Genomic DNA, 26,499 nt, shown 5'->3' on the forward strand with positions numbered 1-26,499 from the left:
CAGTACAAAATAAAAAAGCCACCTGACTCAGGTGGCTTTCTCATTTACTAGCAATCAAACAATTACAAAATCAAACTATTCATCCGTTTAACAAAGCTAGCCGGGTCTTCCAACTGACCACCCTCCGCCAGCAACGCCTGGTCAAACAACACATGCGCATAATCGGCAAATTTGGCATCGTCGCTTTCCGCTTTTAGTTTTTCAACCAGACGGTGGGTCGGGTTAATCTCTAAAATCGGTTTGCTGTCTGGCGCTTTTTGACCTGCCGCTTTGAGAATACGCGCCAGGTTGCCAGACAAGTCGTGTTCACCGGCCACCAGGCAGGCAGGTGAATCGGTAAGGCGGTGAGTGACTTTCACTTCCTTAACAGTTTCACCTAAAGCCGTTTTGATGCGTTCAACCAAGTCTTTGGCTTGCTCTTCGACTTGTTTTTGCGCTTCTTTATCAGCGTCATCTTCCAACTTGCCGAGGTCCAGATCCCCTTTGGCGATGGATTGCAGTTTTTTGCCTTGAAACTCGGTGAGCCCGCCCAGCATCCACTCATCCACCTTGTCCGACATCAGCAACACTTCGATGCCTTTTTTGCGGAAGATTTCCAGGTGCGGCGAGTTTTTGGCGGCGGCAAAGGTGTCGGCGGTGATGTAGTAAATCACTTCCTGCTCGGGCTTCATGCGCTCGATGTAGGTTTTGAACGAGACGTTTTGTTCTTCGGTATCGGCATGGGTAGAGGCAAAACGCAGCAGACCGGCAATTTTGTCTTTGTTGGCAAAGTCTTCGCCCGGGCCTTCTTTCAGCACGCGGCCAAACTCGTTCCAGAACTTGGCATAGTCTTCAGGCTTGGTCTCGGCCAGATCTTCCAGCAAGCCCAGCACTTTTTTCACTGAGCCGTTTTTAATCGCTTCTACGTCGCGGCTGTCTTGCAGAATTTCGCGGGAGACGTTCAGCGGCAAATCGGCAGAGTCAATCACGCCACGCACAAAGCGCAGGTATTGTGGCATCAGCTTTTCGGCGTCTTCCATAATAAACACACGCTTCACATATAGCTTGATGCCTTGGCGACGGTCTCGGTCATACAAATCAAACGGGGCTTTGCCTGGCACGTAGAGCAATGAAATATATTCCTGCTTGCCTTCTACGCGGCTATGGGTATACGCCAGTGGATTTTCATAGTCGTGCGAAACGTGTTTGTAAAACTCGTTATATTCTTCATCAGAAATATCGTTTTTGCTGCGTGCCCACAACGCAGAGGCCTTGTTGACGGTTTCATCTTCATCGGTGGGGACCATTTGGCCGCCCTCGCCATTTTCGCCGTCTTTCCATTCCGATTTTTTCATCAGAATTGGCAGCGTGATGTGGTCAGAGTATTTGCGGACGATGGTTTTCAGCTTCCAGTCATTCAAAAACTCGTCTTCGCCCTCGCGCAGATGCAAAATCACGTCGGTACCGCGACCGGCTTTTTCAACAGTCTCGATGGTGAAGTCGCCTTCGCCACTGGATTCCCATTGCACCGCTTCGGTTTCGCCGGCACGGCGGGTAATCAAGGTCACTTTGTCCGCAAGGATAAAACTGGAATAAAAGCCCACGCCAAACTGACCAATTAAATTGGCATCTTTGGCTTGGTCACCGGTCAGGTTTTTAAAGAATTCTTTGGTGCCAGAGCGGGCAATCGTACCGATATTCTGAATCACTTCTTCGCGTCGCATGCCGATACCGTTATCCGAGATCGTCAGCGTGCGGGCCGCTTTGTCATAGGCGATGCGAATATGCAATTCACTGTCGCTTTCATACAGGCTGCCATCCGCAATCGCCTCAAAGCGCAGCTTGTCCGCCGCATCTGAAGCGTTGGAAATCAGTTCGCGCAGCACAATTTCCTTGTTGCTGTACAGCGAATGAATCATCAGTTGCAACAGTTGTTTGACTTCGGCCTGAAAGCCGAGTGTTTGTTTTTCTGCAGTCGCAGTGGTCATATTTTTCTCCCAACATCGGTTGAACACAAGTTTTGTGATGATATGGGGCGATGCAGTGCAGATTTCAAGAGGTGGCGATGCATGTGCCAGCAGAGTGGATGGGGAAAACCTGACAACCGACCATTTCACCACACAAACAGCTTTTGCATTACATGGAACAACGCCAGCGTTCACCGCTTGCTTCAGGCAAAGGCGAGGCAGTTTCAGCACAGTTTTTGCTAGTGTTTTAGTGACAGCACTGTTAGCCAAGCAAGGAGTGAATCATGGATATTTTTCATACTTTGACCACGCAAATGCAGGTCATGAACATGCCTTTATACGCCGTCACCCTGACGGCCGTCCCGCGCGCAGACACGCCCTTGTTATTGATGCTGCACTGGCATGGCTTTCGCAAAACGCAGATCCCGGCACTGCCGCAGTTAAAGCCCACATTACAACCCGTGCCGGGTTCTGCCCTGCAAATCAATGACCGCTGGCGACAGCCGGAAGTGGTCGAAGAGGCCGTACTGGATGCTGCCTGGCAACTGGGCGCTTGGGATGTGCAACGTGAAGAACGTCGCGCTTGCACTTATATCGGCGCTAGCGAACAGGAAGCGCTCGCCTGCAAACAGGCCTTTGGAAAATATGACGAAGAACTTGAAGATGAACTCCTGGTCAGCGAAGCGCCTGACCGTGACGAAATGCTGCAACTGGGTGCCAAAGTGGGTTACATTCGCTGGCAATTTCGCCCGGTCAATGGCGGCTTATGGCAATCAACCGCTGAAGATGACACGCTATTGGAAGATGGCAGAAGAATTCCGCCCTGCCCGATTCGCCCGCTTGCACTAAAAGGAGGCAAGCTGACCAAAACGGCCTATCGTTTGGGGCAGATTAACCGGATTATTTTGTTGAAATAACTGTCTTGAGAGGTGTACTTATCGATTGCATGTTCGATTGGCCGCAGGGCATTCATGCGCTACGGCCTGAACTTAAATACTGGGGATGAGAAACGCATCGAAACCCAGACACTATGGCGTCCACCGCAATCCGATAGAAAGCCATTGGTCCTGCGATTGGCCATTCACCTGCTGGCCAATCGTACCATCCACCTGAAACAGGTTAGGGATGATCGAATAGCGCACGCCGAGCTGGTAAAAAGGGGCTTGCGTGTGATCACCAAAAATCTCGGCAATGCCGCGCAAGCGCTGCCCCATCTGAAACTCGCTGCCCACGCCGAGCGTCGCCTTGTTTTGGGATTGCTGGCGGTCACGTAACATCCCTAGATTCAAATGAATCACCACATCGTCTTGCAGCATTGACCATGATACCGGGATATAAAAATAGGTATTGCCTAGCTGGTTTGGACCGGGCTGGATATCCGGATGCATCACCCGACCGACGGCCAGCCCCCACCCCCATCCATTGCTTTCCAGCGGTTTAAATAAGGTTTTGAACTGTGCCACCCAATCCTCGGTGTGATAGTTATCGGCACGGTCCTCATAGCGACCGCCGCCCAGCGTCACTTCAAAATTCTCGCCGAAATTACATGCCGGCAGTGCCCAGAACTCTTGCCCGCCCTCATATTGCCGGGTCCAGGTTTCCAACTGGCAGGCGTGCGCATTGGTTAACCTGGCATCATCCGTCACCAATGGGCGTGCAGCCTGGCTGACCGCCGGGATCAGTACAAAAAAAAGCGCCCATGTCAGACGCGTCAAAAGCCTATTTTTCCTCATCTCAAACTCAAATTTTTTCACACCGATGTGAATTTTTTGTGAATCACCTGGCGAAATGGACGATTTTTGCAGGTTAAAGTCCTGGTCAACAAACGATTCATATTTGTTTCACTAGCCTATGCCAACATAACAATTTATACTGTTTGTTGCGCTGACTAGGGAGAGCAACTATGGCGAACATTGAGGTGATTGAAACAAGCCCGTATTCGTTTGCAGTCACGGTGCACAGTACACACAGCACCACCCATCAAGTCAGTGTCACACCGCAGTATGCCAAACAACTGACGCCGGAATCCCAAAACATCTCAGCATTAGTGAAAGCCTCATTCGCATTTTTGCTGGACAGAGAATCTAACACCAGTATATTGCGCAGCTTTGACCTTAGCGTGATTGAGCGCTATTTTCCAGAATATCCAAAAACAATCACCCGCTATTTCTAATCCTGCTACACACTTTATAAACCCTGATTATTTACCTGCAACATGCTAGAAATTACCAATGATACTCAACTCGCAGCCATCGACTTGGGCTCCAACAGTTTTCGCCTCGAAATTGGCCGCCTGGTAGACGGGCAGATTCAACGTGTCGACTATTTGAAAGAGGCTGTTCGCCAAGGCGGCGACCTGGATGAAGAGCGCAATCTAAAACCACAAGCATTCGAGCGCGGATTAAAGTGTTTGGCACGTTTTGGCGAGCGTCTCAAAGGGTTTCCTGCCTCACAGGTGCGTGCCGTGGCCACGCAAACTCTGCGCGAAGCCACCAATCGTGACGAATTTATCCGGCAGGCACAAAAGGTGCTCGGATACCCGATAGAAATCATTTCAGGCGTTGAAGAAGCCAGACTGATTTATCAAGGTGTTAGCCGGATGTTGCCTCAATCCAACGAGCGCAGGCTGGTCATTGATATTGGCGGGCGCTCAACAGAATTTATCTTGGGGCAGCACTTCAAGGCCAATACCACCGAGTCATTACGCTTGGGTTCCGTGGGTTGGTCACAAAAATACTTTGCAGATGGTCAACTCAGTGAACGCAATTTTGAACGTGCAGAAATTGCTGCCGAGTCAATTATTGACATGATTACTGATCGCTACATTGGAAGTTGGCAGGTAGCCTATGGCGCGTCTGGCACGGTGGGTGCCGTGGCGGATGTGCTGGCTGGCGCTGGCTTTGCTCCCAACAAGATTGAACGTGCGCAACTGGACTGGCTCAAGCAAGTGCTGATTAAGGCAAAAACAGCTGAACGCGTGAACATGGAAGGTTTAAAAGATGATCGCCGCGCAGTCATCGGTGGCGGCCTGGCGATTCTCACCGCGGTATTTGATACCCTGCAAATAGATACATTAATAGTAGCTAATGGCGCCTTGCGTCATGGTGTGCTTTATGACCTGCTAACAGATGAACATCTCGTAGAGGACTTGCGCAGTGCTTCCATTGAACGGCTGTGCAAACGCTTTGGCGTAGACATGACACACGCGCAAAATGTGAGCAAGATTGCCTTGTTTTTTTATGATGCCATGCAAGCCTGCGCGACCCAGAAACCCTTATTACATTGGGCGGCACTCTGTCACGAAGTGGGTTGGGCAATATCACATACTGACTGCAACAAACATGGCGCTTACATTCTGGACAATACCGAGCTAATGGGGTTTGCACAAAGTGAATTGCACACCATTAGCCTGTTGGTGCTTGGACATCAGGGAAAATTGCGAAAACTGGGCGCAGACTTTGATAATCAAGACTTAGTCTGTCAACTGATGGCACTGCGACTGGCAGTGATTTTTTGCCACTCTCGGCGCTTGCCCGCACTCAAACATATTCAGTTATTGCGCGAAAAACAGCAGTTCAGCATACAACTGCCCGAGCAATGGGCGGCACAACATCCCCAAACGCACTACCTGCTGGAAGAAGAATGCCTGCTGTGGCAGAAACTAGGCTGGCCGCTTGCTGTGAATTACTGAATAACACCATAAAAAAACGGGCTTATCGCCCGTTTTTCGCTTTTACTCTTTCTTCTTCTTGTCTTTTTTCTCGTCCTCTTCACGCAATTTTGCTATTTTTTCACGCCACTCCTGCAACTGTTCATCTTCAATTTCCAGTTGCAAGGCAATGGCTTCATCCTGTGTCAGTTTGTCTTTCATAAACCGCTTGGGTAATTTTCCGTCCATGCGTGACAATACGCGCTCGGCTTCATCACCACTCAACTGTTTCACTCTTTCCAAGTACTCTGGATTGACCTTGTCTTTCATTGCAACTCCCTGTTGATTGACTACTCATCATTTCTTGCTTTGCGCAAAAAATGGTTTAACTGTTTTGCAACACCCAGTCCGTGACCGGATTCCATTGTGCAATATCGATTTCTTTCAGCTGTTGACCAAGCTCAAAGATACTTAATCCTTCTTCGGCGGCTGTGACGTAGATCTGTGAAGCCCGCAACATTGAAAGCACCTCAAACTCGGTTTCAGCCATGTATTCGGCAAGACGCTCTGCCGACTTGGTGCGCGGCGTGACACGCATACCAATCAAGCCTACAAATGTTTTTTGTTTACGTATGGCTTTCTCTTCTGACAGCAATGCCAAAAAATCATCGGCCGCGCCAATATCAAATGCCGAAGGTGCGATCGGCACCAGCACCAGATCTGCCTCGGTCACTGCATCCGAGATCTTTTTATCTTTAATGCCACCCGGCGAATCCACAATAACCCAATCCGCTTTTTGTAACGCAGACTTACTCAAGGCCTCTGCGTTGAACAATGTAAGCGCTGACTCGGGGCGCCTGGATAGCCAAGATGTCGCCGATTGCTGACGGTCGGTATCTTCCAATACCACTTTATGTCCCAATCTGGCCAGATAACAAGCCAGATTGGTTGCGAGCGTGGTTTTACCGCTACCGCCTTTGGTATTTGCCACCAACACCCTGCGCATGGTTTTTAACCTCCGCTGAAAGGACTTGAATTCTGTCATTAATTGCCTGTTCATGACACCATAAAAATATGAATTTTTTATGACAGTTGACGCTCAAATAAAACGGTATAAACTGTTTTGACAATTTAATCAGGAGAAACGAATGTCGAGCAAAGCCGAAAGTGCCGATCGTCCGGCAAACCAGAATACTGGGGCCAATGTCACTAGCCCCAACACTGACAAAGCCCAAACAACCAAGAGTGCCCAAAAGCCCGCAGCCAAAAAACCTGCCACCCACAATGCACTTGTTAAAAAAACTCCGGTTAAACCTGTAGCCAAAGCTGCGCCGGCTACCCCGAAAACAGTGAGCGCCCCCGCAAAACCAGTGGCAACCAAGTCTGCGCCGGCAAGACCTCAGGCTGCAAAAACATTGACAGAAAAATCCAAAACCGAAAAAGTCAAAATGGAGCGTGACAGCTTCACCATGCCTAAAGATGAGTATGCACAAATTGCTACTCTGAAAAAACGCATGGAAACCCTTGGCAAACCGGTCAAAAAGAGTGAACTGTTGCGCGCAGGCTTGAAACTGCTCTCTGATATGAACGATGCCGCGTTGCAAGCCAGCCTGGTTGCGATCCCTGTGATCAAAACCGGTCGCCCCAAGAAAAAGCATTAACATTAAAATAGCAATGCCGGACAATTAAAAGGGTGTGCTTGCAACTGTCTGGTCTTATTGCAAATTTAGGGCACCTCTCATCATTCAAGTTGCTAAGCCAGACGAGGCACGATTAAAAAATTTAGACGCCGCATATCATTGATATGTAAGGAGAATTTTTTTATGAGTAACGAAGTATCGCAACGGAAGTTGAATGATGAGAGGTGCCCTTTAACCCCCCCTATAAGACGCGAACTGGATAGAGCAACACTGGAAGCAGATTGAAACTCGCCTGATGATTAATTCGTAATCAAATTCAGGCCAGCAGATCAGGGGCTTGCACGCTGTAAAGCTTGTAGGCCCCACCTGATTTGGGCAGTCGCAACCACCAGACCGCGCCTTTTTTAATACTAAGCTGCCCCTCTTCAATACCAAGGCAATCTGCAGCTAGCTCGCCTATCCATGGCTGGTGCCCAACCAACATCAGGTTTTGGTAGGGGCTTTGTGCCATCAGTTGCATAATTGGCTGAATCGGACGCTCGGGGGCAATGCGAGGTTCCTCTTGCCAATCATCCCCCCAGTAGGCCGCTGTTTCTAATGTCCGCTGTGCCGGGCTGACCAATACATAAGTACTCTTGGGTAAATATCTTTTTAACCAGCCGGCCATTTGCTTGGCCTGCTTGTGCCCCTTGGCCGTGAGCACACGGTCCATATCCCGCTGCCCATGCTGTAACACTTCGGCCTCGGCGTGCCGCCAAAGAATCAGATTGCGGACCTGACTGCTCATCTTGGTTGGTATTGTTTCAGCAAACTATTCTGGCATCCTTGACGTGACAAAGGCTCTGTAGTGTCTCGCACGGCAGTATACTCACCACGCTCATTCAGTTGCCATGCATCCAGCGTATCCTCCAGATACATCTGCAAACTCTCTTGCAAAATGCGCTGCTGCATGGCTGGATCAGTAATTGGCCAAGCCAGTTCGACGCGACGCGTCATGTTACGACTCATCCAGTCGGCACTGGACAGCCACATCTGCACCTGACCATCCAGCGCAAAATAAAATACGCGGGAATGTTCAAGCAGCCGCCCGACCACTGAACGTACACGAATGCGTCCCTGCAAGGCTGGCAAACTGACCGGTAGAATACAGGCACCACGCACAATCAGATCAATTTCTACGCCAGCAGTGGCCGCTTTAATTAAGGCCTGTACCAGCGGCACATCTGTCAGCGCATTCATTTTGGCAATCACGCGAGCTGGCTTGCCCTGCCTGGCCACGCGTTGAGCTTTTTCCAGTTGCCTGATCATCCCGGTCTGCAAGGTAAACGGCGCCACCAGCAAATGACGCATGACGGGTAACGGTAATTCACTGGTCAGGTGCCTGAATACAGCCTCCATCTCTTTGGTAAGATTGGGGTTAGCGGTCAGCATGCTCCAGTCTGTATACAGGCGCGTGGTTTTCGGGTTGTAGTTGCCGGTAGACAAGTGGCCATAGCGCTGTATCGTTTTGCCCTCGCGACGCATGATCAGCAACATTTTGGCATGCGTTTTCAGTCCAACCACGCCATACACGACCTGCGCACCTACCGATTCCAGTGCTTCCGCCCAGTTGATATTCGCTTCTTCATCAAAGCGGGCTTTGAGCTCGACTACCACCAACACTTCCTTGCCGCGACCCACAGCTTCTTGCAATAGTCGCAGCATGCGCGGATCAGCGCCCGTACGGTAAATCGTCATGCGGATGGCCAGCACCTGATCGTCGAGGACCGCTTCTTCCAGTAACTGAATCACCACATCAAAGCTTTCATAGGGCTGATGCATCAGTAAATCGCGGCCTTGCATTTGTGCAATAATTGACTGGTTCTTTTTGATCTCGCGTGGCCATTGCGGATGAAATGGCACAAACTTCAAATGATCACCCTTGGCCATATCTGGCAATTGAATCAGGCGACCGAGGTTGACGGGGCCATTGACCCGGTACAAGGCGAGCGCAGGCAAATTAAACTGCTTGAGTAAAAAGTCGGCCAGATCGCTATCGCACTCTTGTGTCACCTCCAGTCGCACCGCCTCGCCATATTGGCGGTGCGCAAGTTCTTCGCGCAAGGCCATACGCAGATTGATCACATCATCTTCATCGACATCCAGATCACTGTTACGTGTCACTCTGAACTGCGAGAAATGCAAAATGGTGGCGCCCTCAAACAGCACATCAAGGTTGGCCCGGATAATACTGGTCAGTGAAACAAACCGCTGCTCGCCTTTGCTGAGTGAGGGCGGCAGTTGCACCACACGTGGCACCACGCGGGGCGCTCGCACAATGGCAATACGCTCCTCATCCCCCACCGCAATACGGACAATAAAATTCAATGATTTGTTGGCCACTTGCGGAAAGGGGTGCGATGGATCGAGCGACACCGGCATCAGGAACGGCAACACCTCGCGCTTGAAGTAACTGGCCACCCAGGCCGTCTGTTCTGGCGTCCGGATACTGCCCGATACCAGATGTACGCCTTCTTTGGCCAAGGCAGGCATGAGTGCCTCATTAAACAACTGATACTGCTGCGCAACAAGTGCGTGCGCCATTTGCGCAACCTGCTCGCAGGTATTAGCGGTCACCGGACCGAGGGTGATGCCTTGCTGATGTGCTTCCATCTGTAACGGCATGCGCACTTCAAAAAACTCGTCCAGATTATGCGAAACAATGCACATGAAGCGCAATCGTTCCAGCAAGGGATAGTCCGCGCGCTCTGCCAGAGACAGCACGCGCGCATTAAAACTGAGAATACTGAGATCGCGATCAAGCAAGGCAGGCGTGTTGTTTTTCATGGCAGATATTGTATCCATTGAAACGCCGCCTATTGTGACATTTTTATGAAATTATATGTTTACAATTCCGCGATCTGCATCAAGCGCTTTTCTGCGAAGGCGGTTATAGCCATGCGTGCCTCTGTAGTCATATTAGTCACATGCCTGACCATGAGGCGCGTACGCGGGTTGGCATTGAATAAGGCCTCGTGCTTAATTAAAAATGCCCAGTACAGGGTGGTGAACGGGCAGGCACGCTCTCCGGTTTTAACTGTGGGGTTATAACGACAGCCTTCACAGTAATTGCTCATGCGCTGAATATATGCACCGCTGGCGACATAAGGCTTGCTGGTGAAACGCCCGCCATTGGCATACAGCGCCATCCCCGCCACATTTGGCAACTCCACCCATTCGACTGCATCGACATACACCGCCAAATACCAGTCTGCCACTTGTTGCGGTGACAGTTCTGCCAGCGTGGCAAATAATCCGGTCACCATCAGGCGCTGAATATGGTGGGCATAGCCGGTTTGCAAAGTCTGGCCTATGGTCTGTGCCAGACACTGCATGCCGGTTTTTCCGGTCCAGAACCAGGCAGGCAACGCCCGTGTATGTGCAAAAAAATTAGCGCTTTTCATCGCAGGCATATCCAGCCAGTACATACCCCGAATAAACTCGCGCCAGCCCAGAATCTGCCGGATAAAGCCTTCGGCACTGGCCAGCGGCACCTCGCCATTCCGGTAAGCTTGCTCGGCAGCGGCAATCACTTCACGCGGATTGAGCAGCTTCAAATTCAAAGCAGAAGCCAGCAAAGAATGCCATAAGGTGGGCTCGTTTTGCCACATGGCATCTTGATAGGGGCCAAATACCGGTAATTTGTATTGTATAAACTGCGCCAGCAACTGCAAAGCGTGCACACGGGTCACTGGCCAGCCAAAGTTGTCCAGCACCCCGGGATGATCTGCAAAACGGGTGGCCACCTGCGCCATCACAGTCTGCGTGATGCTATCTGGCAAAAAATCCAGGGGTGCGGTCAGTCCTTGCGGGCCATGTTTATCAATGGATTGTCGATTTTCCTGATCATAATTCCAGTCCCCGCCTACCGGCGCATCGCCTTGCATCAGAATGCCATACTGGCGACGCATGTGGCGGTAAAAAAACTCCATACGCAATGAAGACTGCTTTTTAGTATAGTTGGCGGCCCATTGCTGAAACTGTGCGGTGCTGCACATAAAATGGGTGTCGGGCCGAATATCCAGTGTGCACTGGCACTGTTCCGCCACTGTCAGCAAAGCCTGTTTCACTCGCCAGTCACCGGGTTCGCATACCACGAGTGACTGTGGCTGATGCCGCGCAATCATGGCTATCCAGACAGAGGTCAGGTCTGGATAGCCATGCGACTCTAGCCTGAAATAGGTAAGAGGCAGATGCAGTGTGTCCAGTTGCGCAGCAAAATGCCGCATGGCCGAGAGGAATAAAGTAATACGCTGCGGATGTGACCAGACATGGGTCGACTCCTCCATCACCTCGGCCATGACAATATGGTCTTGTGCAGGATCTATGTCGGCAAGTGCAGGATTATCAAGGCTCAGCTGATCACCCAGAATGACGATGAGCCTAGGCATGGGAGTCCTCTGTTTTTGCAGCGCGGCGACAACGCTCAGAGCAATATTTAACGTGTTCCCAATCGCGGGCCCAGGCCTTGCGCCAAGCCATCGGCCTGCCACAGACCACACAGGGTTTACTTGGAAGCGTGCTTTTATTACCTTTGAAAGCCGAAGTCATGCCCAAGTGACTGGGGCCGGTCGCGAAGGTTCCTTTGGTGTATTTTTTTGCTGATGACACTGCTCGGCAATGCGACAGATTTCGACAAAGTCCTCGGCCACCAGGGCTGCGCGGCCGATCAAACCGCCATCAATATCCGGCATGCTCAGCAGACTCTGCGCATTGGCGGGCGACATGCTGCCACCGTACAGAATACGCACCTGCTGGGCAAATTCCGGGTCCCGTTCGCTCACCATGTAGCGGATAAATGCATGCATGCGCTGCGCCTGCTCAGGGGTCGCATGTTCACCGGTGCCAATGGCCCATACTGGTTCATAGGCGATGACCATATTAAACTTTTTGGCCAAGGCAAAGGCTTCATCGTCCAAGCCATACACCACATTCAACATCTGGTTTTTGACGATCATCTCAGCCATGCCGCCATCCCGCTCATCCAGCGTTTCGCCGACACAAAAAATCGGTGTCAAGCCAGCATGCAGGGCATGCAGCAAACGTTTGCTGGCGATCTGGTTGCTTTCCAGCTTGAGCGCACGCCGTTCGGAGTGCCCCACAATGGTATACGTGCAGCCAAACTCTGCCACCATTTTGGCCGAAATGCAGGAGGTGTAAGCGCCTTCGGTAAACTGACTGACATTTTGCGCCCCCCAGGCAATGGGCGAGTCTTGCAACAATTGCTGCGCCTGAAACAAATAAACATAAGGCAGGCAAACCGCTGCATCGACCCAATTTAAACCATGGAGATCCTGCTTGAGCTGATTGATCAAACTCTGGTTATTAAGCAAACTGCCATGCAGCTTCCAGTTTCCAACAACTAATTTTTTTCGCATGATGACTACCCTCTTGTACCATGCCCCCTGAAGATTGAATATGGCTTAAATATGCGCTAATTAAGTAAACCAAGTGTAAGTAGACCCTGGTTAAGTAGTCCTTAGTAAAGCGCTGCCATTTTTTCTAGTGAAATCACTTTCATTTTTCCGGCCTGTCCGGCACTGCCAAACGCTTCAAAACGCTCTTTGCATAATTGCTGCGCGGCAGTGGTTGCCTCTTTAAAATACTTGCGTGGATCAAATTCACCCGGATGCTGATACATGTAAGCACGAATCGCCGCAGTCATCGCCAGCCGGATATCGGTATCAATATTCACCTTGCGCACGCCGTTTTTAATCCCTTCTACAATTTGCGACACCGGGACGCCGTAGGTTTCTTTAATGTCGCCGCCATATTCACGAATTTGTTCGAGCAGTGCCTGCGGCACGCTGGATGAGCCATGCATCACCAGGTGAGTATTAGGGATTTTGGCATGAATCTCGCGAATGCGCTTGATCGACAATGTATCGGCAGACGGCGGCCGCGTAAATTTGTAAGCGCCATGACTGGTACCAATCGCAATCGCCAGCGCATCGACTTTGGTTGCCTCGACAAAGGCAGCTGCTTCATCCGGGTCGGTCAACAGTTGAGATTCATCCAGCTTGCCTTCGGCGCCGACACCATCTTCTTCCCCCGCCATACCGGTTTCCAGCGAACCTAACACACCCAGTTCACCTTCTACCGAGACACCCACCGCATGGGCAAACTCCACTACACGGCGAGTCACCTCCATGTTGTACTCATAGCTGGCAGGTGTTTTACCATCTTCGTGCAAGGAGCCATCCATCATGACACTGGAAAATCCGCTCCTAATCGCCATCTGGCAGACTTTGGGCGAAGCCCCGTGGTCCTGATGCATGCAGATGGGGATATGCGGATATTGCTCAATCGCAGCTTCCACCATCTTGCGCAAGAAGGATTCGCCGGCATAGCCGCGTGCGCCTGCTGATGCCTGCAAAATCACCGGACTGTCCACCTCGTTGGCGGCCTTCATGATAGAGAGGATTTGCTCCATATTGTTGATATTAAAAGCAGGCAACCCGTAGTCATACTCGGCGGCGTGGTCCAGCAATTGTCGCAATGAAATCAATGCCATTTTGAACTCCTGTAGTGCACTGCAATTAAGCCTGGCGATGGTATTCGCGCAAGCGTTCAATTTCGTTTTTTGCCCCCAGCAACACTGGCACGCGCTGATGGCACTGCTCGGGTTGCAGCGATAATACATCCTGCTCGCCATTGATACTGCCGCCCCCTGCTTGTGTGACCAGCAAACTCATGGGGTTAGCTTCATAAAGCAATCTTAAGCGCCCGGCCCTGACAGGTTGCTTACAATCACGCGGATACAAAAAAACCCCGCCGCGGCTCAGTATACGGTGCACATCCATCACCATGCTGGCGCACCAGCGCATATTAAAGTCACGGCCCCGCGGCCCGTCCACCCCCTGCAAGCACTCATCCACATAGCGCTGCATGGCCGGTTGCCAGTAGCGCTGATTACTGGCGTTAATTGCAAATTCCGAGGTATCTGCGGCAATCTGCACATCGGACTGAGTCAGTACAAAGTCACCACTTTCAGACGCCAGCGTAAATACCTGTGTCCCTTTGCCTACAGTCAACACCAGCAAGGTAGCGGGCCCATACATCAAATACATGGCTGCTAACTGCGCACTACCCGGCTGTAAAAATGCGGCATCATCACCAGACGCACCAAGGTTGGGCAATACTGAAAAAATACTACCCACCACACCATTGATGGCAAGATTGGAGGAACCATCCAGCGGATCCATACTCACCAGAAATGGTGCATCGGCGGCATCCAGCCAAACCGGCAGATCTACCTCTTCAGACAACACACCAGCTACCACTCCTGAAAGCACCATCTGTGCCAATGCCAACTCATGGCTAAGGATATCCACCTGCATCTGGGTTTCACCCTGCACATTGGTGCTGTGCATTTTTTCAGTCACTCCCTTCAAAGCGCCCTGTGCTATCAAGGTGGCGATCGCCTTGCCAGCCTCGGCCAGACAGAGGCACAGGCTCGCCAAGGCTTGTGGGCTGCCGGCCTGACTCAGATACTCATTCAGCTTCATGGACATGTTCTCTTTACTCTTTACAGGTTGGTGGGCTCACTTTAGGCAAAGTTCACCTCGGCGTATATTAATATATTATTGCCAGACAATTAAGATTTGCTTAACAATTGGATTTAAATTAAGATTTTCTTATGAAAAACCTTACTTTACGACAAATGCGTATCTTCATTACGGCGGCGCAACTGCTGAGCTTTAGCCGCGCAGCAGAAACCTTGCATATCACGACCCCCGCAGTGTCACAGCAAATCCGCGAAATGGAAATTGACTTGAGCTGCGCATTGTTTAACCGTGAAAAACGTAGCGTTAGCCTCACCACGGCTGGCGAACACTTTTTGGGCTACGCACTCAAGGTCATGGCAACGCTGGAACAAGCACAGCAGGCCTTGCAGCAATTGCAAGGGGTCTACAGTGGCAGTCTCACCATCGGTCTGGTCAGTACCACCCGTTATTTCTTTCCCACTGTACTGGCTGCATTTCAAAAAGAGCACCCGCAGGTGCAACTCAAGGTGGATGTCAAAAATCGCGCGCAACTCATAGACCAATTACACTCAGGCGAGATTGATCTGGCCATTATGGGTAAACCGCCAACTGGCCTACTCAATCAGGCGCAGTGCTTTGCAGCGCACCCGCATGTATTTATTGTGCCTGCCCATCACCCATTGGCTGCGCAAAAACGGTTAGCACCCGAGGCACTCAACCAGTACGAAATCATCACGCGTGAACAAGGTTCTGGCACTCGCTATATCATGGAAATGTTTTTTAACCGTCACCACCTGAACCCCAAAGTGCGTATAGAAATCTCAGGAAACGAGACCATTAAACAAGCGGTGATTGCCGATCTCGGCATTTCACTGGTGTCTGCCCATACCATTAGTCAGGAACTGAAAAATGGACAGCTAAGTGTAGTGGATATTGTCGACACGCCAATCTTGCGCGACTGGTATGTGGTCATGCCGCAAAAACGCGCGTTGAGCAAAGCGGCTGAAGCCTTTCAGCACTTTATGATGGCGCAGGCTGAAGCTCTGTTTGCGCAGATTTTTCCCGAGCATAACACGCCTTAACGCGTGACTATCACGTGTATGGCCTGCTGGGCGGCAACAAATCCGGCGGTGGCAGTGACGCAAATACTGGAGCCATACCCAGCGCAATGCAAACCGCTCAGTCCGGCGTGGCTGTCACACACCTCCTGCGGCTTTTCCACAGGCTCGTCTGAAAATACAGCAGTGATGCCAAACTTGGCAGATTTTTTGTTATCAGAGGCTTTGGGGAAGCCATGGTCGCGACGCAACTGGTTGCGAATTTTTGCCAGCATGCGATCACCCTGTACATGCGCCAGATCGGCCAATTTCAAACGTGTCGCATCTAGCTTGCCACCGGCACTACCCACCATCACCAGCGGCATATCATGCTGTTTACACCAGGCTGCCAAAGCCGTTTTAGCTTTTGTATCGTCCATGCAATCCACTACCATGTCTGGTTTTTCTTGCAGCACGGTGACCAGATTATCAGGCGTCACAAAGTCCTCAACTTCTACCACCTTGCATACTGGATTAATGCCGGCAATGCGCTCACGCATGGCAGTGACTTTAGCCTTACCCAGAGTCTCTTCCAAGGCATGAATCTGGCGGTTCATGTTAGATTCGGCAATATTATCCAGGTCAACCAGCGTGAGTTTACCCACCGCATTGCGCGCCAGCGCTTCTACTGTCCACGCACCCACACCGCCGATACCAATCACCAGCACATGCGCGGCCTGTAAACGCTGCAAGCCTTGCTCGCCATACAAGCGCTGGACGCCAGAAAAGCGGCGCGCTACATCTAACTCTATTGTCATGCCCTGAATATATCAAAAATTCAATCTTGGAACTATGTCTCTTTTAGCCTTTTGGCTGGCTGGACATCGCCAGAGCAATGTAAAAAGTTATCGCCTGGCTTGACGTTTTCGAGACCAAATAACTAATCCAGTCACAGAGAGCATACTGACGACAATACCCATCACGCTGATGAACATTTTGAAGGGTATCCCCCAGCAATCAGCCATATGCAATGTTCTCATCCAGGTTGTAAAAGTATCGCCACTGGTTTTGCCAAGCGGAATGTATACATCCACGATTTCACCTGTATCGGCATGGATAAATAGGCGGGTATTGCCGCGACTTGAGCGGATATCCCGGTTGCTGACAAAGCGATATTGATAGACGCTCAGTTTTGGCAGGTAACTCATGCCAAAGGGTTGAACCTGTCGTAGATGTAGAGGGTTAGAGGCATTCAAGTAAGTCGTAGCGGCTGACCTGGCATCTGCATAACTCAATTGCGGATGATAGTTGGGTTGCAACTGCCGAATCAGCGCCGGACGTATCTTCTGTGTTTCAAACAGTAAGTGCATCACCGGCTGATAGACCTCTCTATTCAGATTAAAAGCTACACTGCTCCAGGCCAAGACAAACAGCATTGCCCACGTCCAGAGCCCCAGAGCGCGGTGCAGATCAAAATTCAGTTTATAGCGGTTGGTTGAGTAAATACGGAGCTTCCAGGCAGGTAACCAGCGTTTCAGCCAGATAAAAAACTGGCTTACCTTGTTTTTTTTCGGCGATGGCTGCCGGGTCTTTCGAGGAAAAGTCAGGCAAGCACCGATAAAGCAATCAATGGTCCATAAAAGTCCGATCACGCCCATTAAATATGCACCCACTTGGCCTAAAGCCAACTGGGAGTGCAGCTTGAGCATAAATGGAACCAGGTTTTCTACACCATCGCTGATGTTCCCCGACATCCGCCTTCCTTGAGTGTTGCCTGTGTAAGGGTTAACGAACAACTCGTCATACGCCAGTTGGTAAGGTGCACCTGTGCTGGGATTGATGGCTGGCGTGATGGAAAAGCGAATCGCCTGTCCTTCTGCGGGCCGCAAAGGCACCCACTGAATTTGAATCTCGGGGTATGTCGCCAATAATCGCTCTCGCAGGACGAGGGGATCTATCACTTGACGACGCTTATCACCATCTGACACCTCGTATAGCTGCGGATTCATCATCTGATCCAGAGGATCATAAAACGCAATCACAGCGCCTGTGACACCAGCCACAACCAAAAAGAGTGCTATCGTTAAACCTGCATACCGATGCAGGCGGACACCATAGTGACGAATATTCATTAGCATCAAAAAACCCAAAACCGACCAGCGCGTTGCCTGAACGCAAGACCAAGGCGACTACTTAAGCATGGATGGACGACTAGCTACAGCGTCCATCCATTGAATGACACCTTCTGCGCTAAAATTGCATGGAGGCAGAGGCAAACACTGACCGAGGGATGCCTGGATGGGCAATATTCGCATCACTTGCCCGCGCAATATAATCTTCATTGAAGAGATTTTTGATATTCAGGCTTGCTCTCACATTCTGCCAGCGATACCACAGACTGAAATCAGCCACTGTATAGGCGTCCAGTTTAATGTTGGTGTCATACTGAGCTGTGCTCTCGCCCACATAGCGTGCGCCAATGCCCATTCCCAAGCCAGAAAAACGACCGCCAGTGAAAAAATCATAGCTAAGCCAGATTCTTGAAACATGTGGGGAGACACCGCCTAAAGGATTACCCACCTGGTTAGGATCTCCTTTGTTTTCCAGCACTTCGGTGTCTGTGTAAGCGTAACTTGCAATGAGCTTAAGCTGATCTGTCAGTTGACCACTGGTATCCAACTCCACCCCGCGACTGCGCTGCTTGATCCCCGGAAAATAAGCATTTTGGCCGGTCGCATTGAATAAAGCCTGGTTAAATACTGCCACATTCTTCTTTTCAATATCGTAAACAGCAACCGTAGTCAGGAGCCTTTGGTTTAGAAAAGCACTCTTCAGGCCGACTTCGTATTGCCTGCCCGTGGTTGGGTCCAGCGGATTGCCTGCGGCATCAATTGTAGTCGGCGTCTGGGGACGGAAAGACTGACTGGCACTGAGGTAAATAGAATGATCTTCAGTCAGCATGAACAACGCACCCGCCCGGCTAGTAAAAGCTTGGTCCTTCACTTTTTGCGTAGCCACGCTGCCATCCCTGCCAGAAGTGACGACATCGTCAAACCGGCCACCCAACAAGAGTTTTAACCTGCCATCCTCAAGTAGCGACAACTGATCCTGAAAGTACAGGCTGGCCCATTTGGTTTTGGCATATTCATCACTGAGTGTCTGGTTTGCTGGGGGCACATAATTCACTACCGGGTCATTGGAAATAGCCACATTTGGCGCATTGGCACGGAAGCGGTGCCAATCGGTTTCCTGTTCAATCAACTCGGTGCCCAAGACAAACACATGATCAATGGCGCCGGTCTTAAACTTGGCTGTCCCATCAAGCACAAACTGGACTTCGTCATCGACCCTGTCTTCATTCTGGTAGCGCATCTGTAAGTTGTTACCCTGGATGCCACGTGAGCGCAGTGACTCGTTCTTGTTATTAGCGCGATGGTATTGCAACTGGTTACGGATACTCCACATCGAGTTAAAAATATGGGAAAACCGATATCCGGCGTAATAGTCCTCATTGCTCCGACCATCCAGATCACTCTCCAGGAACGTCGTACTTCTGGACACCCTGGATTTGCCGTTCGTGAATAGCGGGATGCCTGTGTCGTAAGGCTGCTTTTCTTTCAGGTAAGAAAAATCAACCAGCAATTCGGTCTGCTCACTCGGCTTCCAAAGCAAGCTGGGGGCCACGACGAGGCGTTCAAGGTCCATTGCATCGCGGAAAGAGTTGCTGTCCGTATGTGCCACATTCACGCGGTAAAGCAGTGTGCCATCATTGTTTAAGGCACCGGTAGAATCTGCTGTGGTGCGACGGAAATCATAACTACCGAATTGTTGCTCAACCTTATGGCTGGCATCCGCTTGCGGACGTTTAGTGACATAGTTGACGATCCCACCCGGCTCTAGTGCCCCATACATAATCGAAGCTGGCCCTTTGAGCACCTCAACACGCTCCACATTTACCAAATCGACGGCACCGGCATTGGTGGCACGCAATCCATTACGCATCAGGTTAGGCGATTCGAAACCACGAATGATAGGCAGGACTTCTGTTTGTGCATTCAGGGTATTCCCGGCCTGCTGCACGCCGCTGACATTTTCGTAAACATCTTTCATGTTTAAAGAGATCTGGTCATCCATCACCTCACGCGTGACCACTTGCACCGACACTGGCGTTTCGAGAATGCTGCTGTCAGTTTTAGTCCCGGTGGCACTTTGTCTGGCAAGGTATCCCTGCACAGGGCTCCAAGCGGTTTCAGTGTCTACTTTTGCACTGACATTTACCTCGGGCAGGTTTTGTGCCTCTTTTGAGTCAGCGCCTACCGTGATGGCTTTCTTTTGCAGCTTAAATACGCCTTGAGCGGTTTCAACTGCTTCCAGACCGGTGCCATTCAGAAGCGCATCCAGCGCCTGGCGTGTGGTGTAAGTGCCGTTAATTGCCGGGCTGGTCACGCCATCGGCCAATGCAGGCGGCTGGCTGACACTCACCCCGGCCACAGCCGCAAATTCGTTAAGCGATTGTGCGAGGGGGCCTGCCTTGATTCGATAAGTACTTGTGACCGTTTGCTCAGCGGCCTGCACATCTGAAAATGGCAGGATGATTGTTTGACTTGTTGCCATCAATAACAGCGCTGTGTGTACCACTTGACGCAAGTGTTGGCCTTGCTTTTTCTGCATGAATTTCCCTTTTTAAATGTCACTGACGTGAGAATTTCTCCTCTTTAATGACATGACACGCCAGGATTAAAAAAAGGGACAAAAAAATGAATAATTTTTCTAGCGCTTATAGGTTCAAGACTTTATCGCACTTAACATCACCCAGTAGCTGGTGTGATAATCGACCTTCACAGGCAAGAGCGTGGGCAAACTTGAAAGTAATGCTTGTGTATCATGAAGCTGGAATGCGCCTGATATCTTGAGATCGGCGACCTCTGGCGAACAACGAATCATGCCAGTGCGATAACGCGCCAATTCGCTGGCAAAATCTGCCAGGCGCATATCGCGCACTACCAGCAGGCCACGCACCCAACTGTCCAAATTAGCACTTATTGGCAATACCTTGCCAATGGCGTGTTGATCAAATATGGCTTCTTGATTGGCCAGTATCACGGATTGTTGATGATCTTTCGTAGTGATTTTTACCGAACCCTCTATAACAGCCAGTGTGGCATGCTGGTCCATGTATTTCACCAGAAATCGGGTACCCAGCGGTTGCAGACGCCCAAAACGAGTGCTGACAAGCATGGGCCGGTTAAGGGGATCCAACTTTCCGGTTTGAATTAACACTTCGCCCGCTTCAACTTCAATGAGGCGCAGATCCTCAGTCAATTTGGTATTGATCGCCGATGCGGTATTGAGGTGGATCTCGGTGCCCTCGTCCAGCGTGATTCTTTGTTGCTCCCCTATGTCGGTCGAGTACTCAGTAAAATAGCGTCGCGCAGCCTCACTTTGCGAGGCCTCCCAACTCACACCACTCACAGCCATCAATACTGCCAGTGTTTTAATGGCCCGTCGGCGACCGGATTGCTCATTTGATCGTAACGTGGTGTAGGCTAGGCCTTTGGGCAAGGCCTGTAATTTTTGACTCACAGCAACCGCGCGTTGCCATGCATATTCATGCGATGGATCAGCATCCCGCCAGGCCTGGCAGGCAAATTGATCTGTTTGTGAGACAGAGGGTACTTGCAGCCTGAAATACCATTCTGCGGCCTGCAAGGCAGTTTTTTCAGAAACCTTCATGGCATTAACAAAATACATTTTGCCATGGCTTGCACCATATAGCGTTTTACAGAGCGCTCACTGACTTTTAACTGCATTGCGATCTGCGCATAGGTCAGCCCATCAAGCTGGGAGAGTAGAAAAGCATCCCTGACTTTAGAGGGTAGTTGGTCTAACAGGCTATCAATTTGCTGCAAGGTTTCCAGGATCAATTGTTGATGTTCTAGTGAAGGCGTAGCTGTCATTGGGAACTGAGCCAGTGAATCCAGATAGGCTTTTTCTAATACACGCCTGCGATACAAATTCGCAACTAAGCGCTTAGCCACAACAGTAAGGTAAGCACGGGGCTCATTGATCGCATCACACACCACATCTTCATTTGTGGATGTATGGATAATGCGAATAAAAGTATCTTGCGCGATATCTGCAGCATCTGCTGAATCGCCCAATTTCCGGTTCAACCAATTGAAAAGCCAGCGGTGATGATCAAGATAAAGGTGATGAACAATATTTTTCGACATACTGAAGAGGCATGAAACTAAATTCAACCGGATTGATAAATAAGAACCATTATCATATAGGTGAATTTTAGCGTCAATGTCTACATGCCATGTCAACCTTTAGAAGTCAGCCGCGAGACAATCATGGATTCACTACAGCATATCTCTAAAGACATTCAATCTTGTTGCATTTCGAGTATGACATAAGCAAGCGCCAGGTTTTTTTCATCACTGATGCTGATATGTGACTGGTGAATATGGTGCTGTTTGAGAAAGGCCTGCAACGTGGCCGAAAGCTGTAACAAAGGACGACCAAGGGCATCATGCGTGACTGCGATATTTTGAAAACTGACCTCACCGCGTATCCCGGTCCCAATCGCTTTGGCAAAAGCCTCTTTGGCGGCAAATCGCTTGGCCAGGAAGCGCGCCTTGAGCTGGCTGGACTGGAAGTCCGGCCACTCCGACTCAGCCAGAATGCGCTTGGCAAAAGCCTCGCCGAACTGGTCGAGTGAAGACTGAATCCGTTCGACTTCTACAATATCGGTACCGATGCCAAATATCATCTTTATATTTCCTATGTATCTACTTGTTCTTGAGTATTTACATAATCGCAACGTATGCAAGACTTAACCGTAAACCTGCGTTTACTCACTATCTTGGCAAAAATCAGGCCCACCAAACCAATAGCACCCAACAAGACGTATACACTAAACTTTCCATACCGATAACCATCTTCTAAGAAAAGCTTAAGTAGATAAACTATTGCAATAGTTGGTATCAATGCAAGAAGTACCTGAAACCAGTTCAGTGTCATTTTTTTTGTAATGAACAAAGCATTGCCACAAAGTGGGCAACCTTCTTCTACATTCATCGTGGTGAAAACTCTTTCATCAGCGCTTTCATTTCCCGCACAGCATGATCCCAGCCAACAAACAGAGCATGTGCCACGATCGCATGGCCGATATTAAGCTCTTCAAACCCCGACAAGCGGGCAATGTGATGCACATTATGATAGTGTAAGCCATGTCCGGCATTCACGACCAGCCCGGCGGCTTTGGCATGCTGCAGCGCGGCTTCAATTCTTTCCAACTCTTCAAGCTGCGCCTTCTCCGTTTCGGCATCGGCAAAAGTGCCAGTATGTAGCTCAATCACCGGCGCCCCCATTTTAACTGCGGCATCAATTTGCGCTAAATCCGGCGCAATAAACAGGGATACACGGATCCCCTGTGCGGACAGTTTTTTCACCGCATGCTCCACCTTGGCGTAATGGGTGAGCACATCCAGGCCGCCTTCGGTAGTACGCTCTTCGCGACGCTCAGGCACCAGGCAGACATCTTGCGGATTGACCTGAATGGCAATGTCGATCATTTCGCTGGTCACCGCACATTCGAGGTTCATTTTGGTTTGCAGCAAGGGACGCAGCGCGAAAATATCGGCATCCTGCATGTGGCGGCGGTCTTCACGCAAATGCAGGGTAATACTGTCTGCACCAGACTGTTCGGCACGCAGTGCTGCCTGCACCACGCTGGGGTATTTGGTGCCACGCGCCTGACGGATAGTGGCAACGTGATCGATATTGACGCCTAGTTTTAACATGGTTAGATTCTCAGTTTTTTTATCAATTGCAGCAATTCGAATTTTAAACTTTTTTGGGCACGGGATGAGCACATCATCGCCAGACACTCATGAAAACGATTGATAACATATAACACTATTTGTTTGCAGGCTACATCAGAAGCCTTGCAAATCCACCAGCAACTGGCGCGTATGTAACGGCTTTTCACCGAGATAGTGTTGCAGCAAGTAACGCATCAGCTGCTTGCTTTGCGCTTGCGTGACCACATTACTGTAATCACCTCGCGCCATGTCCAGCAAAGTACTACCTTGCATCAAGACGCCATGCCTGGTGGCTGAAGGTGCACATGCACCATAGTCTGCTTCAAAACGATAGGACTCATTGGCATGAATCACTTCGCCATGCTCATCGTAGGTGAGTGGCACTGCGTAACCAAGTTCCTGTAACATTTTCAACTCAAAGCGCCGCATGATTTGCGCCAATTGTTGCGAGTCTGGCATTTGTTGTAAGGTAGAAAGCGTTTGTACAGTTTGCGCATAATACTCAAACAGTTGGGCATGGGCGTCGTCGCGGGGAAGTAGCCGTAACAGCAGTTCGTTCATGTAAAAACCGCACATCAGCGCATCCCCCCTGAGCAAGGTGAGGCCTGTCATCCACTCAAGATCATGCAGGGTTTTGAGTTCATTTTTACCTGACCAGGTGCCGGCCAATTGCTGAAACGATTGCAGCATGCCGCGCATGGCTGAGAGTGGCCTGCGCGCCCCTTTGGCGACAGCGGCAATACGGCCAAACTCCTGGCTGAACATCTCCACCACCAAGCTGGTTTCTTTAAAAGGGTAGGTGTGCAGAATAAAGACCGGCTGCTGCGATTGTTTGTGAGACCCGGAATCTGGCTTGCTCACTGCCATGCTGCTGACTTGCGTTTAAACTAGAAGCCCAGGCTCTTCAAGGCGCGCTCATCGTCAGCCCAGCCACCTTTAACCTTGACCCAGGTTTCGAGATAGACTTTGGATCCAAACAGCTTTTCCATGTCTTGTCGCGCTTCGGTAGAGATTTGCTTGAGCTTTTCGCCACCTTTGCCAATAATCATCGGCTTCTGGCTGTCTTTATCGACAATAATGACGGCAAAAATCCGGCGCAGTTTTTTCACGGTTTCAAACTTTTCAATTTCGACCGTCATTGAATAAGGCAACTCATCGCCAACCAGCCTGAATATTTTTTCACGAATCAGCTCTGCTGCCAAAAAGCGCTCGTTTTTATCGGTGAGTTCATCTTCGCCATACATGGCGGGCTGCTCTGGCAAGTGCTCGCGCACAGCCTCCAATAGCTCGTCCAGGTGCTGGTTCTTTTTGGCACTGACTGGAATAATCCCGGCAAAATCAAACAGCAGGTCAAAGTCCTGAATTAATGGCAACAGGTTACCTTTGTCTCCCATCAGGTCGGCTTTGTTCACCACCAGCAACACCGGCTTGTTTTTTGGCAACAACTTGAGTACCAGTTCATCCGCTTCGCCAAGCTTCATCGGCTCGATCACAAACAGTACAACATCGACCTCTGTGAGTACTTGTGTGACTGTTTTATTCAGTGTTTTGTTTAGAGCATTGATGTGTTTTTGCTGAAAACCGGGCGTGTCTACAAACAAAAACTGAGTATCTTCAGTGGTGTGTATGCCGAGCAAACGGTGCCGCGTGGTTTGCGCTTTACGCGAAGTGATCGCCAATTTCATACCTAGAATATGGTTTAACAATGTAGATTTTCCGACATTGGGACGGCCAACGATGGCCACGGTTCCGCATCTAAATACTTCTGCGGCAGAGGTATGTTCTGTCATGATTGAATTTTTTCCATGGCGAGTTTTGCCGCCTGTTGTTCGGCCACCCGACGGCTGGTGCCGACCCCGGTGGTGGTCATTTTTAACTTGTGCAAGGTGCATCTGACAGTAAAGCTTTGCGCATGCGCCTCGCCCTCTATCGACACTACTTCATATTCCGGCAGTTCCATTTTTTTACTTTGCAAATACTCTTGCAATTGTGATTTGGCATCTTTATCAATGACCTTGGGATCAATGATGGTAAGTTTTTCGGCATAGAGCAAAGTTACCACTTGTTCAGCTGCGAAAAATCCGCCATCGAGATACACGGCACCGACAATCGCTTCCAATGCATCGGCCAGGATAGAAGGGCGCCGCCAACCAGCACTTTTCAACTCCCCTTCGCCCAGCTTGAGCGCATCTCCCAAATGCAAGGTCGAAGCTATTTCAGCCAAACTCGATTCTTTGACCAGTTTGGCACGCAAACGGCTCAAGTCACCCTCTGGCAAATCTGGAAAGCGTTTAAACAGTTGATGGGCAATAATAAAGTTCAACACACTGTCACCCAAAAACTCCAGGCGTTCATTGTTGGCAGCCGAAAAACTGCGGTGTGTCAGTGCTTGTTGCAGTAGTTGAGGCTGCGTAAAGGTGTAACTGATGCGTGTTTGTAAAACCGGAAGTGCGTTCATGTCGGCAGACACTACTCCTCACTGGTCGCATTAAAGTCTATGACCAGGCCAATGGTGTCTGTCAGCGGAATTTTTTTCTGATACTGCACCGCTACCCCGCCGCTACCAATCACAAGATCACGGCCCTTGATGTCATTGATCATTTCCACATGCATCTGGTGATCAAAGGCTTCACGACGTTGCGCATCAGATTGTAGCAAAGGGTCGTTGGCAATACGCTTGACTGTGCTCTGGATAGTGTAAAACTCAATATAAGAAGGCAACGCCTTGAGAGCTACGCCACCCAGAATACCAAACGCTGTCAGAACTAATAATATACCAAGCAGCCCGATACCTGATTGTGATCGAATGTTGCCAGTGTTCTGTTTCATAAGCACATATCCTTAAGCAAGAAGACCCGTATCATCCATCAGC

The 26,499-nt window shown here is 50.1% G+C and carries 28 protein-coding genes; 5 read left to right on the forward strand and 23 right to left on the reverse strand.

Annotated elements, in window-relative coordinates:
• Positions 1–62: 62 nt before the first annotated feature.
• Entirely contained in the window at positions 63–1,967 is a 1,905-nt protein-coding gene (htpG, locus tag Q9291_RS09000) for a molecular chaperone HtpG (RefSeq protein ID WP_306389708.1), read from the reverse strand.
• Positions 1,968–2,230: 263 nt separating this feature from the next.
• On the opposite strand from htpG, the gene Q9291_RS09005 reads away from it, so the two are divergent.
• Positions 2,231–2,863: a diguanylate cyclase gene (locus Q9291_RS09005; RefSeq protein WP_306389709.1), complete on the forward strand. Its 633-nt coding sequence runs from the start codon at positions 2,231–2,233 to the stop codon at positions 2,861–2,863.
• A gap of 111 nt (positions 2,864–2,974) precedes the next feature.
• Here Q9291_RS09005 and Q9291_RS09010 read toward each other — a convergent pair whose 3' ends face one another.
• Positions 2,975–3,661 carry a PA4824 family protein gene (locus Q9291_RS09010; RefSeq protein ID WP_306389710.1) on the reverse strand — a complete coding sequence of 229 codons (687 nt, stop codon included), beginning with the start codon at positions 3,659–3,661 and terminating at the stop codon, positions 2,975–2,977.
• A gap of 188 nt (positions 3,662–3,849) precedes the next feature.
• On the opposite strand from Q9291_RS09010, the gene Q9291_RS09015 reads away from it, so the two are divergent.
• Together Q9291_RS09015 and ppx are read left to right on the forward strand one after the other, a co-directional pair.
• Entirely contained in the window at positions 3,850–4,119 is a 270-nt protein-coding gene (locus tag Q9291_RS09015; protein ID WP_306389711.1) for a hypothetical protein, read from the forward strand.
• Positions 4,120–4,161: 42 nt separating this feature from the next.
• Positions 4,162–5,637 (forward strand): exopolyphosphatase, encoded by a 1,476-nt coding sequence (ppx, locus tag Q9291_RS09020; protein ID WP_306389712.1) that lies wholly within the window; start codon positions 4,162–4,164, stop codon positions 5,635–5,637.
• Between the two features lie 42 nt (positions 5,638–5,679).
• Here ppx and Q9291_RS09025 read toward each other — a convergent pair whose 3' ends face one another.
• Complete coding sequence (locus Q9291_RS09025; protein WP_306389713.1) at positions 5,680–5,925, reverse strand: hypothetical protein; 246 nt, start codon at positions 5,923–5,925, stop codon at positions 5,680–5,682.
• A 55-nt stretch (positions 5,926–5,980) separates the two neighbouring features.
• A complete protein-coding gene (locus Q9291_RS09030) occupies positions 5,981–6,655 on the reverse strand; it encodes a nucleotide-binding protein (protein WP_306389714.1) in 675 nt (224 codons plus the stop codon).
• A gap of 88 nt (positions 6,656–6,743) precedes the next feature.
• Here Q9291_RS09030 and Q9291_RS09035 point away from each other — a divergent pair, with 88 nt between their 5' ends.
• Positions 6,744–7,256, forward strand: a complete 513-nt coding sequence (locus Q9291_RS09035; protein WP_306389715.1) for a hypothetical protein — start codon at positions 6,744–6,746, stop codon at positions 7,254–7,256.
• 295 nt (positions 7,257–7,551) lie between these two features.
• On the opposite strand, the gene Q9291_RS09040 is transcribed toward Q9291_RS09035, so the two are convergent.
• The 7 genes from Q9291_RS09040 to Q9291_RS09070 all read right to left on the reverse strand — a co-directional run bounded on the left by Q9291_RS09040 (position 7,552) and on the right by Q9291_RS09070 (position 14,788).
• The gene (locus Q9291_RS09040) at positions 7,552–8,022 is read right to left on the reverse strand and encodes a SixA phosphatase family protein (protein WP_306389716.1); all 471 of its coding nucleotides are present in this window, start codon (positions 8,020–8,022) and stop codon (positions 7,552–7,554) included.
• Positions 8,019–10,061: a polyphosphate kinase 1 gene (gene ppk1, locus Q9291_RS09045; protein WP_306389769.1), complete on the reverse strand. Its 2,043-nt coding sequence runs from the start codon at positions 10,059–10,061 to the stop codon at positions 8,019–8,021. The genes Q9291_RS09040 and ppk1 overlap by 4 nt, the downstream gene beginning before the upstream one ends.
• 59 nt (positions 10,062–10,120) lie before the next feature.
• Positions 10,121–11,665 (reverse strand): cryptochrome/photolyase family protein, encoded by a 1,545-nt coding sequence (locus Q9291_RS09050; protein WP_306389717.1) that lies wholly within the window; start codon positions 11,663–11,665, stop codon positions 10,121–10,123.
• A complete protein-coding gene (locus Q9291_RS09055; RefSeq protein WP_306389718.1) occupies positions 11,658–11,825 on the reverse strand; it encodes a DUF2256 domain-containing protein in 168 nt (55 codons plus the stop codon). The genes Q9291_RS09050 and Q9291_RS09055 overlap by 8 nt, the downstream gene beginning before the upstream one ends.
• Positions 11,822–12,652 carry a triose-phosphate isomerase gene (gene tpiA, locus Q9291_RS09060; protein WP_306389719.1) on the reverse strand — a complete coding sequence of 277 codons (831 nt, stop codon included), beginning with the start codon at positions 12,650–12,652 and terminating at the stop codon, positions 11,822–11,824. The genes Q9291_RS09055 and tpiA overlap by 4 nt, the downstream gene beginning before the upstream one ends.
• Before the next feature lie 101 nt (positions 12,653–12,753).
• Positions 12,754–13,788: a class II fructose-bisphosphate aldolase gene (fba, locus tag Q9291_RS09065; RefSeq protein WP_306389720.1), complete on the reverse strand. Its 1,035-nt coding sequence runs from the start codon at positions 13,786–13,788 to the stop codon at positions 12,754–12,756.
• Positions 13,789–13,813: 25 nt separating this feature from the next.
• The gene (locus Q9291_RS09070) at positions 13,814–14,788 is read right to left on the reverse strand and encodes a class 1 fructose-bisphosphatase (protein WP_306389721.1); all 975 of its coding nucleotides are present in this window, start codon (positions 14,786–14,788) and stop codon (positions 13,814–13,816) included.
• Positions 14,789–14,913: 125 nt separating this feature from the next.
• Between Q9291_RS09070 and Q9291_RS09075 the strand changes: the two genes are divergently transcribed.
• Positions 14,914–15,843 (forward strand): LysR family transcriptional regulator, encoded by a 930-nt coding sequence (locus tag Q9291_RS09075; protein WP_306389722.1) that lies wholly within the window; start codon positions 14,914–14,916, stop codon positions 15,841–15,843.
• Here Q9291_RS09075 and Q9291_RS09080 read toward each other — a convergent pair.
• From Q9291_RS09080 to Q9291_RS09135, 12 genes are all read right to left on the reverse strand, one after another.
• The gene (locus Q9291_RS09080) at positions 15,840–16,616 is read right to left on the reverse strand and encodes a tRNA threonylcarbamoyladenosine dehydratase (RefSeq protein WP_306389723.1); all 777 of its coding nucleotides are present in this window, start codon (positions 16,614–16,616) and stop codon (positions 15,840–15,842) included. The two genes, Q9291_RS09075 and Q9291_RS09080, sit on opposite strands and share 4 nt — an antisense overlap.
• Before the next feature lie 87 nt (positions 16,617–16,703).
• The gene (locus Q9291_RS09085; RefSeq protein WP_306389724.1) at positions 16,704–17,936 is read right to left on the reverse strand and encodes a PepSY-associated TM helix domain-containing protein; all 1,233 of its coding nucleotides are present in this window, start codon (positions 17,934–17,936) and stop codon (positions 16,704–16,706) included.
• A gap of 112 nt (positions 17,937–18,048) precedes the next feature.
• On the reverse strand, positions 18,049–20,469 hold the full coding sequence (locus tag Q9291_RS09090) for a TonB-dependent siderophore receptor (protein ID WP_306389725.1): 2,421 nt from the start codon (positions 20,467–20,469) through the stop codon (positions 18,049–18,051).
• A 114-nt stretch (positions 20,470–20,583) separates the two neighbouring features.
• Positions 20,584–21,549, reverse strand: a complete 966-nt coding sequence (locus Q9291_RS09095) for a FecR domain-containing protein (protein WP_306389726.1) — start codon at positions 21,547–21,549, stop codon at positions 20,584–20,586.
• A complete protein-coding gene (locus Q9291_RS09100; protein WP_306389727.1) occupies positions 21,528–22,031 on the reverse strand; it encodes a sigma-70 family RNA polymerase sigma factor in 504 nt (167 codons plus the stop codon). Before Q9291_RS09100 ends, Q9291_RS09095 begins: the two co-directional genes overlap by 22 nt.
• Positions 22,032–22,186: 155 nt before the next feature.
• Positions 22,187–22,573 carry a holo-ACP synthase gene (acpS, locus tag Q9291_RS09105; protein ID WP_306389728.1) on the reverse strand — a complete coding sequence of 129 codons (387 nt, stop codon included), beginning with the start codon at positions 22,571–22,573 and terminating at the stop codon, positions 22,187–22,189.
• An 11-nt stretch (positions 22,574–22,584) separates the two neighbouring features.
• On the reverse strand, positions 22,585–22,881 hold the full coding sequence (locus tag Q9291_RS09110; RefSeq protein WP_306389729.1) for a hypothetical protein: 297 nt from the start codon (positions 22,879–22,881) through the stop codon (positions 22,585–22,587).
• Positions 22,878–23,606, reverse strand: a complete 729-nt coding sequence (gene pdxJ / locus Q9291_RS09115; protein WP_306389730.1) for a pyridoxine 5'-phosphate synthase — start codon at positions 23,604–23,606, stop codon at positions 22,878–22,880. Before pdxJ ends, Q9291_RS09110 begins: the two co-directional genes overlap by 4 nt.
• A 135-nt stretch (positions 23,607–23,741) precedes the next feature.
• On the reverse strand, positions 23,742–24,494 hold the full coding sequence (gene recO, locus Q9291_RS09120) for a DNA repair protein RecO (RefSeq protein ID WP_306389731.1): 753 nt from the start codon (positions 24,492–24,494) through the stop codon (positions 23,742–23,744).
• A 20-nt stretch (positions 24,495–24,514) separates the two neighbouring features.
• On the reverse strand, positions 24,515–25,417 hold the full coding sequence (gene era, locus Q9291_RS09125; RefSeq protein ID WP_306389732.1) for a GTPase Era: 903 nt from the start codon (positions 25,415–25,417) through the stop codon (positions 24,515–24,517).
• On the reverse strand, positions 25,414–26,085 hold the full coding sequence (gene rnc, locus Q9291_RS09130; protein WP_306389733.1) for a ribonuclease III: 672 nt from the start codon (positions 26,083–26,085) through the stop codon (positions 25,414–25,416). The genes era and rnc overlap by 4 nt, the downstream gene beginning before the upstream one ends.
• Positions 26,086–26,096: 11 nt before the next feature.
• Positions 26,097–26,456 (reverse strand): DUF4845 domain-containing protein, encoded by a 360-nt coding sequence (locus Q9291_RS09135; RefSeq protein WP_306389734.1) that lies wholly within the window; start codon positions 26,454–26,456, stop codon positions 26,097–26,099.
• Between the last annotated feature and the right edge of the window lie 43 nt (positions 26,457–26,499).

The sequence above is a fragment of the Methylophilus aquaticus genome (genome assembly GCF_030769565.1).
Classification (GTDB): domain Bacteria; phylum Pseudomonadota; class Gammaproteobacteria; order Burkholderiales; family Methylophilaceae; genus Methylophilus; species Methylophilus aquaticus.

Coding starts and splice junctions, on each gene's coding strand:
- Q9291_RS09100 (WP_306389727.1), bottom strand. CDS start 22,031: ATGTCGAAAAATATTGTTCATCACCTTTATCTTGATCATCACCGCTGG.
- rnc (WP_306389733.1), bottom strand. CDS start 26,085: ATGAACGCACTTCCGGTTTTACAAACACGCATCAGTTACACCTTTACG.
- ppx (WP_306389712.1), top strand. CDS start 4,162: ATGCTAGAAATTACCAATGATACTCAACTCGCAGCCATCGACTTGGGC.
- Q9291_RS09025 (WP_306389713.1), bottom strand. CDS start 5,925: ATGAAAGACAAGGTCAATCCAGAGTACTTGGAAAGAGTGAAACAGTTG.
- Q9291_RS09040 (WP_306389716.1), bottom strand. CDS start 8,022: ATGAGCAGTCAGGTCCGCAATCTGATTCTTTGGCGGCACGCCGAGGCC.
- Q9291_RS09110 (WP_306389729.1), bottom strand. CDS start 22,881: ATGAATGTAGAAGAAGGTTGCCCACTTTGTGGCAATGCTTTGTTCATT.
- htpG (WP_306389708.1), bottom strand. CDS start 1,967: ATGACCACTGCGACTGCAGAAAAACAAACACTCGGCTTTCAGGCCGAA.
- recO (WP_306389731.1), bottom strand. CDS start 24,494: ATGGCAGTGAGCAAGCCAGATTCCGGGTCTCACAAACAATCGCAGCAG.
- Q9291_RS09080 (WP_306389723.1), bottom strand. CDS start 16,616: ATGACAATAGAGTTAGATGTAGCGCGCCGCTTTTCTGGCGTCCAGCGC.
- Q9291_RS09050 (WP_306389717.1), bottom strand. CDS start 11,665: ATGCCTAGGCTCATCGTCATTCTGGGTGATCAGCTGAGCCTTGATAAT.
- Q9291_RS09075 (WP_306389722.1), top strand. CDS start 14,914: ATGAAAAACCTTACTTTACGACAAATGCGTATCTTCATTACGGCGGCG.
- Q9291_RS09015 (WP_306389711.1), top strand. CDS start 3,850: ATGGCGAACATTGAGGTGATTGAAACAAGCCCGTATTCGTTTGCAGTC.
- pdxJ (WP_306389730.1), bottom strand. CDS start 23,606: ATGTTAAAACTAGGCGTCAATATCGATCACGTTGCCACTATCCGTCAG.
- fba (WP_306389720.1), bottom strand. CDS start 13,788: ATGGCATTGATTTCATTGCGACAATTGCTGGACCACGCCGCCGAGTAT.
- Q9291_RS09135 (WP_306389734.1), bottom strand. CDS start 26,456: ATGAAACAGAACACTGGCAACATTCGATCACAATCAGGTATCGGGCTG.
- era (WP_306389732.1), bottom strand. CDS start 25,417: ATGACAGAACATACCTCTGCCGCAGAAGTATTTAGATGCGGAACCGTG.
- Q9291_RS09070 (WP_306389721.1), bottom strand. CDS start 14,788: ATGTCCATGAAGCTGAATGAGTATCTGAGTCAGGCCGGCAGCCCACAA.
- Q9291_RS09095 (WP_306389726.1), bottom strand. CDS start 21,549: ATGTATTTTGTTAATGCCATGAAGGTTTCTGAAAAAACTGCCTTGCAG.
- Q9291_RS09085 (WP_306389724.1), bottom strand. CDS start 17,936: ATGCTAATGAATATTCGTCACTATGGTGTCCGCCTGCATCGGTATGCA.
- Q9291_RS09005 (WP_306389709.1), top strand. CDS start 2,231: ATGGATATTTTTCATACTTTGACCACGCAAATGCAGGTCATGAACATG.
- Q9291_RS09030 (WP_306389714.1), bottom strand. CDS start 6,655: ATGAACAGGCAATTAATGACAGAATTCAAGTCCTTTCAGCGGAGGTTA.
- Q9291_RS09090 (WP_306389725.1), bottom strand. CDS start 20,469: ATGCAGAAAAAGCAAGGCCAACACTTGCGTCAAGTGGTACACACAGCG.
- Q9291_RS09035 (WP_306389715.1), top strand. CDS start 6,744: ATGTCGAGCAAAGCCGAAAGTGCCGATCGTCCGGCAAACCAGAATACT.
- tpiA (WP_306389719.1), bottom strand. CDS start 12,652: ATGCGAAAAAAATTAGTTGTTGGAAACTGGAAGCTGCATGGCAGTTTG.
- ppk1 (WP_306389769.1), bottom strand. CDS start 10,061: ATGAAAAACAACACGCCTGCCTTGCTTGATCGCGATCTCAGTATTCTC.
- acpS (WP_306389728.1), bottom strand. CDS start 22,573: ATGATATTTGGCATCGGTACCGATATTGTAGAAGTCGAACGGATTCAG.
- Q9291_RS09055 (WP_306389718.1), bottom strand. CDS start 11,825: ATGACTTCGGCTTTCAAAGGTAATAAAAGCACGCTTCCAAGTAAACCC.